Source organism: Kineococcus glutinatus, from assembly GCF_039542765.1.
GTDB lineage: Bacteria > Actinomycetota > Actinomycetes > Actinomycetales > Kineococcaceae > Kineococcus_A > Kineococcus_A glutinatus.
On record NZ_BAABIL010000649.1, the window covers coordinates 1 to 7810 of the forward strand.

At 77.0% G+C, this 7810-nt stretch carries 9 protein-coding genes; 1 reads left to right on the plus strand and 8 read right to left on the minus strand.

The window, feature by feature from the left end; translation table 11 throughout:
* Both ABEB16_RS19580 and ABEB16_RS19585 read right to left on the minus strand, forming a co-directional pair.
* The coding region (locus ABEB16_RS19580) for an aldo/keto reductase (protein ID WP_345713879.1) at positions 1-754 on the minus strand (754 nt) is incomplete at its 3' end.
* Between the two features lie 80 nt (positions 755-834).
* Positions 835-1704 carry an AraC family transcriptional regulator gene (locus ABEB16_RS19585; RefSeq protein WP_345713880.1) on the minus strand — a complete coding sequence of 290 codons (870 nt, stop codon included), beginning with the start codon at positions 1702-1704 and terminating at the stop codon, positions 835-837.
* A gap of 217 nt (positions 1705-1921) precedes the next feature.
* Between ABEB16_RS19585 and ABEB16_RS19590 the strand changes: the two genes are divergently transcribed.
* The gene (locus ABEB16_RS19590) at positions 1922-2959 is read left to right on the plus strand and encodes an ATP-binding protein (RefSeq protein ID WP_345713881.1); all 1038 of its coding nucleotides are present in this window, start codon (positions 1922-1924) and stop codon (positions 2957-2959) included.
* Positions 2960-3003: 44 nt separating this feature from the next.
* Here ABEB16_RS19590 and ABEB16_RS19595 read toward each other — a convergent pair whose 3' ends face one another.
* The 6 genes from ABEB16_RS19595 to ABEB16_RS19620 form a co-directional block, all read right to left on the minus strand.
* Positions 3004-4242 carry an MFS transporter gene (locus ABEB16_RS19595; protein ID WP_345713882.1) on the minus strand — a complete coding sequence of 413 codons (1239 nt, stop codon included), beginning with the start codon at positions 4240-4242 and terminating at the stop codon, positions 3004-3006.
* A gap of 64 nt (positions 4243-4306) precedes the next feature.
* A complete protein-coding gene (locus ABEB16_RS19600) occupies positions 4307-5110 on the minus strand; it encodes an ABC transporter permease (RefSeq protein ID WP_425560264.1) in 804 nt (267 codons plus the stop codon).
* The gene (locus tag ABEB16_RS19605) at positions 5107-6081 is read right to left on the minus strand and encodes an ATP-binding cassette domain-containing protein (RefSeq protein ID WP_345713883.1); all 975 of its coding nucleotides are present in this window, start codon (positions 6079-6081) and stop codon (positions 5107-5109) included. Before ABEB16_RS19605 ends, ABEB16_RS19600 begins: the two co-directional genes overlap by 4 nt.
* Positions 6082-6174: 93 nt before the next feature.
* Entirely contained in the window at positions 6175-6693 is a 519-nt protein-coding gene (locus tag ABEB16_RS19610) for an EXLDI protein (protein WP_345713884.1), read from the minus strand.
* An 87-nt stretch (positions 6694-6780) separates the two neighbouring features.
* Positions 6781-7470: a response regulator gene (locus tag ABEB16_RS19615; RefSeq protein ID WP_345713885.1), complete on the minus strand. Its 690-nt coding sequence runs from the start codon at positions 7468-7470 to the stop codon at positions 6781-6783.
* A partial coding sequence (locus ABEB16_RS19620) for a sensor histidine kinase (RefSeq protein WP_425560265.1) occupies positions 7467-7810 on the minus strand: 344 nt, incomplete at its 5' end. The genes ABEB16_RS19620 and ABEB16_RS19615, both read right to left, overlap by 4 nt.

Here is a 7810-nt window from a genome sequence, read left to right on the forward strand (position 1 = left end):
GCACGCCCGCGGCGGCGAGGTTCTGGCGCAGCAGGTCCTCCTCGAACGCGGCGGGGAAGGTGACGACGCCGCGGTGCAGGTGCCAGGCGAGCACGACCTGCCCCGGGGTGGCGCCGAGGCGCTCCGCGGTGCGCACCAGGGCCGGCTCCTCCAGCAGGCCCTGGCCGGCCCCGAGCGGTGACCACGCCTCGGTGACGATGCCGCGGCGGGCGTCGTCGGCGCGCTGGGCCTCCTGCGGCAGGTGCGGGTGCATCTCGATCTGGTTGACCGCCGGGACGGTGCCGGACTCGCGCGCCAGCCGGTCCAGGTGCTCGGGCAGGAAGTTGGACACCCCGATGGCGCGGACGAGGCCCTCGGCGCGCATCTCCTCCATGGCGTGCCAGGACTCCACGTACCGGTCGAGGCGGGGCAGCGGCCAGTGCACGAGGTAGAGGTCGACGTACTCCAGGCCGAGCCGCTCCAGGCTGCCGTGCAGGGCCTCCCTGGCGCCCTCGTACCCCTGGTCGTCGCCGCGCAGCTTCGTGGAGACGAACACCTCCTCCCGCGGCAGGCCGGCGTCGGCGATGCCCTGCCCGACACCGCGCTCGTTCTCGTAGCGGGAGGCGGTGTCGAGCAGGCGGTAGCCGAGCTCCAGCGCCCGGGCGACGGTGCCGCGGATCGTGGCGTCGTCGGCGCGGGCGGTGCCCAGGCCGAGCTGCGGGATGCGGGCCCCGGTGTTCAGGGTGAGGGCGGGCACGGTGGGCGGGGTGGGCACGGGGCGCTCCGGGAGGAGGTGCGGCGGGGTCTCCACCCTGGACCGGCAAGCGGTTCCCCGCAACGGGGCGGGCGGCGGCCTCAGCGCTGCTCGGGCTCGACGGGCAGCCACAGCTCGCCGTCGCCGGTGCCGTCCCCGTGCAGCTCGGTGCGCAGCAGCTCCGGCCCGGGGCGGGTGCGCCACGGGTTGGCGGGGAACCACTGCCCGTAGGCGTCGCGCCACAGGTGCTGCATCGCCTCCGGGTGGGGCCCGGTGGTCGTGAGCACGAGCCAGGAACCGGCGGGCACCTCCAGCTGGTCCAGGCCGGGCGGCGCCGGTCGGGAGGTGGCGGCGGCGTACCAGTAGTCCAGCTCGGTGCCCTCGGCGCGGGAGCCGTCCAGCGCGTCGGTCACCGAGACGGGTCCGTGCGGTTCCTGGTCGGACAGGGCCGCGACCTGTTCGCGCACGCCGGGGTCCAGGGCGCGGACGAAGTCCTCGATGGCGCCGTTGCGCCCGAGGTGGACGAGCGGGACGCGCGTCCTGGCGCCCACGACCCGGAACGGCTGCTTGGCGACGATGCGGTAGCGCATGCTGCTGCTCCCTTCGATGCGGAGGTGGAAGGAGACCCGCGGCTGGGACACCAGCGGCGCCCCGGTGCGGCGCGCCGCTCCGGCGCTGACGCCGTGGACGGCGCGGAAGGCACGGTTGAACGCCTCCGCCGAGCCGTAGCCGTGGCGGGTGGCGACGTCGAGCAGCGTGAGCCGGCCGGCGAGCACGTCGGCCACCGCCAGCGTCATGCGCCGCCGGCGCGCGTACTCGCCCAGCGGCATCCCGGCCAGCGCCGAGAACGTCCGGCGCAGGTGGTGCTCGCTCGTCGCCGCGGCCCGGGCCAGCGCGGTGACGTCCACGGGTGCGCCCCCGGTGAGGTCGCGCTCGAGCAGGTCGAGCGCGGCGTTGAGCCGGTCCAGCACGTCGGTCCCCCTTCTCGGTGCGACCATGCTGGCCCGGCGGGCAGGTCCGGGACCCGACCGGGACGTGCCCGGACCGGTCGGGTGCGGGGCGCCGCGCCGGGGCGGTCGTCGCCGGCAACCCGGACCCGGTGATCCGCGACGTCACCGATGCGGACCCCGCCGTCCCCCGGGGTCCACGGCCCGACCCCGTCGGCGGCTTCGTGGGACGCTGGGCGGTGTGGGGAGCGAGCCGGCGCTGGTGCAGGTGCACCTGCTGGGCCTGCCGCTGCGGGGGAGGGAGCAGTACACCCGCCACACCGAGGGCCTGCTGCGGGAACTGGCGCTGGTGCAGATCGGCGCGGAGCACGGCGCGCGGGCCGGCCTGCCGCAGCGCCTGCTGGAGGTGGCCACCGAGCTGGCGACGACGTACGCGCCGTTCCAGGTCCGGCCGGCGGCGGTGATGGACGCCGCCGTCGCCGCGGGGCGGGACCACGTGGACGTCACCTACTCGGTGCCCGCGCGGACCGGGGAGTTCGTGCAGCGCCTGGCCGACGTGCTGGAGGAGGCCGACGACTTCTGCCGCGCCGAGGAACACCTGCTGACCCTGCCCGCCCCGCCGGAGGTCGTGGCCTACCGCCGCTGGGTCTTCGGGGAGTTCCTCCGCCAGCTCGCCGGGCAGGCGCCCACGCCCTGGCGTGCAGCGGGTCCGGGCCCGGCGGCGGCCGGCTCCACCCCCACCGCCGTGCCCACCGCGGTGCCCACCGCCGTGCCCACCGCCGTGCCCACCGCGGTGCCCGTGAGCGTGGACGCCGCGGCCGGTGGCGCGCCCGCGGTGGTGGGTGAGCCGCTGGTGCTGCAGCCGCAGGCCTCGGCCGTCTCCGCAGCCCGCCGCCACGTGCGGCGGGTGCTGCGCGACCTCGACGCCGAGGAGCTGGAGGAGCCGGCGGAGCTCGGCGTCTCCGAGCTGGTGACCAACGCGGTGCTGCACGCCCGCACCCCGTTCACCGTCACCCTGCGCGCCGGTCCCGGTGGAACCGTCCGCATCGAGGTCGCCGACTCCTCCGCCGCTCCCGTGCAGGCCCGCCGCTTCGGGCTGGAGGCGACCACCGGGCGGGGTCTGCAGCTGGTCGCCTCCGTCGCGCACGACTGGGGCATCGAGGCCCACCCGGCGCGGCGGGGTCCGGGCAAGACGGTCTGGTTCGAGCCGAAGCGGGCCGTCGACCTCCCCGACCCCGCCGCGCAGGACTGGTCCGTCGACCTGGAGGGCCTGGTCTGAGGCGGCCGGGGGCCCGTGCGGGGGCGGCGTTCCACCGCCTGCGGTCACCGCGTCCGCTGGGCGAGGGCCGTGACGGCCACGAGGACGAGCAGGGTGGCGGCGAGCCCGTCGAAGCCGACGCGTGCCAGGACGGGACCGGCCGCTGCGCCGCCGGTCGCTCCCGCCAGGCTCATCAGGGAGTCGGACACCCCCTGCAGCCGGGGCCGCTGGGCGGGTGGGACCGCTGCGCTGACCAGTGCGGAACCGGCCACCGTGGAGGCCGACCAGCCCAGGCCCAGCAGGACCAGGCCGGCCGTCACCACCGCCGCGTCCTCCGCGCCGAGCAGGGACAGCAGCAGGGCCGCCGCGAACATCGCCTGCCCGAGCAGCACCGTCGCCCGGGCCCCCACCCGGTCGCTGAGGTGACCGAAGACCGGGGAGAAGGCGTACATCCCGGCCACGTGCAGGCTGATCGTCAACCCGACCACGCTGAGCGAGGCACCGTGCTCGCTCAGGTGCACCGGGGTCATGGACATCAGGGCGACCATGACGGCGTGGCCGAGGGCGACGGTGAGCACCGCCCGCCGCGCGGCGGGGGAGGAGCGCAGCACGTCCAGCCCGCCGTCCGGCCTGCTCGGTGCCGCGCCGGTGCCCGCCGCGCCGGTGGCCGCCGTCGCCGTCAGCAGGGGATCGGGTCGCAGGCCCACCAGGTACACCACGGCACCGAGGGCCTGGGCGGTCGCGGAGATGACGAAGCCACCGGTCAGCGGCGGCAGCGCCAGGGCCCGGCCGACGGCCTCACCCGGCTCGAACAGGTTCGGCCCCGCCACGGCCCCGACCGTGGTGGACCACACCACCAGGGACAGGTCCCGCCCGCGGGTCGCGGCGGCGGCGAGATCGGTCGCGGCGAAGCGGGCCTGCAGGTTCAGCGCCTGACCGGCGCCCAGGAGGAGGATCCCCACCAGCAGCAACCACAAGCTGCTCACCACGGCCGCGGCGACGACCGCCACCCCGCCGAGCACGGCGACGGACGCGCCGGTGCTCAGGGAGGTGCGCCGGCCCCGGGCCTGCGCCAGGCGCGCCAGCGGCACCGCCAGCGCGGCCGCGCCCAGGGTGGCCATCGTGGCGGCCATCCCCGACCAGGCCGACGAACCGGACACCTCGGTGATCAGCAGCGCGCCGAGGCTGAGGGTGGCTCCCGCCCCCAGCCCGCCCAGCACCTGGCCCGCGGCCAGGACCCGCACCACCCGCCGCTGCAGGAGGAGCCGCTCCTGCGCCCCGCCCGGGATCCGGGATGTCGTCACGTGCTGCCTCCGATCGTGCGATGCCCGGCCCCGACGCGGTGAGGATGTCACCGCAGCGCGGTGGTCAGCCGGTCGTGGTGCGGCGGAACAGCCGCAGCGACCACGCCCACCCCGCCAGCGCCAGCACCGCGCACCAGGCGACGGCGGTGGCCGCGGTGCCGGCGTCGGCGCGCCCGTCGAGCAGACCGCGCACGGTCTCGATCACCGGGGTGGCCGGCTGGTGGGCGGCGAACCAGCGCAGCCCGGCGGGCATGGACTCCACCGGCACGAACCCGCTGCCCAGGAACGGCAGCAGCAGCAGCGGCATCGGCAGGTTGCTGGCCGTCTCCACGCTGTCGCTGAGCAGGCCCAGCGCCAGGCACAGCCAGGTGAGGGCCAGCGAGAGCAGCACCAGGAACCCGGCCAGCGCCACCCAGCCCGCGAACCCCGCCCCGGGGCGGTAGCCGAGGGCCACGGCGGCGACCAGCAGCACCCCCATCGCCAGCACCGACTGCACGACGCTGCCCAGCACGTGCCCGGCCAGCACCGACACCGGGGAGATCGCCATCGTGCGGAACCGGGCGACGATCCCGGTGGTGCGGTCCATCGCGACGGAGATGGCCGTGCCCTGCGCGGCGCCGATCGCGGCGGCCACCACCAGGGCGGGCGTGACGAAGTCGAGGTAGCGCCCGCGCCCGTCCGCGCCGGGCAGCGCCCCGCCGGGCAGGCCGGCGCCGAGGGTGCCGCCGAAGACGTGGACGAACAGGAGCAGGAGCAGCACGGGCATCCCGACGAGGAGCACGGTCAGGCTCGGGTAGCGCCGCATCCGCAGCAGGTAGCGGCGCAGCATCGTCGCGGAGTCGGCGGCGGCGAGGGTCGCGGCGCTCACCGGGACACCCCCTGCGCCGCGGCGCCCGCGCCGGTGAGGGCGAGGAACACGTCGTCGAGGCCGGGGGTGCGCACCTCGACGTGCTCGGCGGGGACGGCGGCGCGCTCGAGGCGGTCGAGCACCGCCCGCACGCTCGCGGGGTCGCCGCTGCCGGGCAGGGTGAGCACGAGCGCCGCCTCGTCGCGCACGCCCTCGGGGAAGGCTAGGGCGGCGGCGGCGACGGCCGCGCCGTCGGGCAGGTGCAGCCGGATGCTGCCGCCGGCGACGAGCCGCTTGAGCTCGGCGGGGGTGCCGGCGGCGACGATGCGGCCGCCGTCGAGGACCGCGACGGTGTCGGCGAGCTGGTCGGCCTCCTCCAGGTACTGCGTGGTGAGCAGCACCGTGGTGCCGCCGGTGACGAGGTCGCGCACGACCTGCCACAGCGCCCGCCGGCTGCGCGGGTCCAGGCCGGTGGTGGGTTCGTCGAGGAAGACGACGCGCGGCTCGCCGACGAGGGTCATCGCGAGGTCGAGCTTGCGCCGCATCCCGCCGGACAGCGTCGCCGCGGGCCGGCCGGCGGCGTCGGTGAGCTCGAAGAGGTCCAGCAGCTCGTCGGTCCGCCGGCGCCCGGCCGCGCGGCCGAGGTGGAGCAGCCGGGTGGTCAGGGTGAGGTTCTCCCGGGGGGTGAGCAGGTCGTCCACGGCGCAGGCCTGGCCGGTGACGCCGATGGCGGCGCGCACCGCGGCCGGCGCGGTGGCGACGTCGTGGCCGGCGACCTCGGCGCTGCCGCCGTCGGCGGGCACGAGGGTGGACAGCACGCCGACGGTGGTGGTCTTGCCGGCGCCGTTGGGGCCGAGCAGGGCCAGGACGCTGCCGGCGGGGGCGGTGAGGTCGATGCCGTCGAGGACGGTGCGCTCGCCGTAGGCCTTGCGCAGGCCGCGGACGCGGAGGGCGGGGGAGGGGGGTCCGGGAGGGGGGAGGGACGTGGGCACGGTTGCCTCCGGGCAGGGCGGGGCCGCCGGGGCGCGGGCGCGCGGCGGCCGGGAGGGGGAGGGGGCCGCCGCGCCGCCGGTGGGGCGCGGGGGCTAGATGTCGAGGTCCTCGACGACGGGCACCTCGGCGAGGGCGGCGACCTGGGCGTGCAGCTCGGCGGGCACGAGGGCGCGCAGGGCGTCGAGGTCGTCGGCGACCTCGAGGGTGGCGGTGGCGGCGGTGGTGCCCCACTGCTGGTCGCTGCTGAAGTGCTTGCGCCAGCCGGTGGCCTTGCCGTCGGGGCCGGCGCTCCAGAGCTCCTCGGCGGAGCGCTTGACGTGGACGACGTACTTGCCGCTGCGGCTGCGGTAGACGCGGTAGCGCTCGGTGCGCTCGGCGCTGGAGCGGCTCCAGTCCACGAGCAGCACGCCGGTGAAGCGCTGCCGGCGGCCCGCGCCGGGCCCGACCCGCACGGTGATCTCCTCGAAGCCCTCCACCTTGGCCTCCTCGACGTCGACCAGCCGGCGCAGGGCGGTGGTGATGGCGGCGGAGAGGTTGCCCCCGGTGAGCTCCTGCGCGCGCTGGAAGAGGGGCAGGTCCGATTCCGAGACGTAGATCGTCTTGTTGGGCACGGCTCATCGTAACCTCATGAGCCCATATAAGCACGTGTATACGTATATGCCAAGGGGTCGTCGGGCGAGGTCGTGGGGCGGACGCGGTCAGCCCGCCGGGGAGACGAGGCGGGCGTCGAAGGCCAGCACCACCGCCTGCGTGCGGTCGCGGGTCCCCGTCTTGGCGAGGACGCGCGCGACGTGCGTCTTCACCGTGTGCTCGGTGATGACGAGGGTGGCCGCGATCTCGGCGTTGGACAGCCCCGCCGCCAGCAGCCGCAGCACCCCCAGCTCCCGCTCGGTGAGCACCGAGAGCCTGCGGGCCGCCTCCGCGGGCACCGCCGGGTCCACCGCCGCCCGCGCCAGGTAGCGGCCGATGAGGCGGCGGGTGGCCGCCGGGGCCAGCAGCTGCTCCCCGGCGGCCACCACCCGCACCGCGTCGCGCAGCTGCTCGTGGGTGAGCGTCTTGAGCAGGAAGGCGGCGGCCCCCGCCCGCAGGGCCCGGTCCACGTACTCGTCGAGGTCGAACGTGGTGAGGACGACGACCTGGGTGCGGCCCGGGCCGAGCAGCCCCGCCGCGGCCAGCCGCTCCGTCGCGGTCAGCCCGTCGGTGCCCGGCATCCGCACGTCCACGAGCGCCACGTCGGGGCGCAGCCGCGTCACGAGCTCCACGAGCGCCAGACCGTCACCGGCCTCGCCGACCACCGCCACGCCGGGGTCCGCGCCGAGCATCGCGGCGAACCCCTGCCGCACGACCGGCTGGTCGTCGGCCACCACCACCCGGATCACCCCGCTCACCGCGCCGCGCCCAGCGGCAGGACCGCCCGCAGCAGGTGCCCGCCACCGTCCGGGCCCGCGACCAGCTCCCCGCCCACGGCCGCGACCCGCTCGCGCAGGCCGAGCAACCCGGTGCCCGGTGCACCGTCATGCACCGCCGCCGCACCCGCCGACGGCCCGTTGCCCACCTCCACGACGAGCTGCGCGCCCCGGCGCGCCACCCTGACGAGCACCGCGGCGCCGGGAGCGTGCCGCTGCGCGTTGGTCAGCCCCTCCTGCACGAGGCGGTACGCGGTCAGCCCCACCGACACCGGCACGTCCGGCCCGTCGGCGGCGACCTCGCCGGTCAGCTCGGTACCGG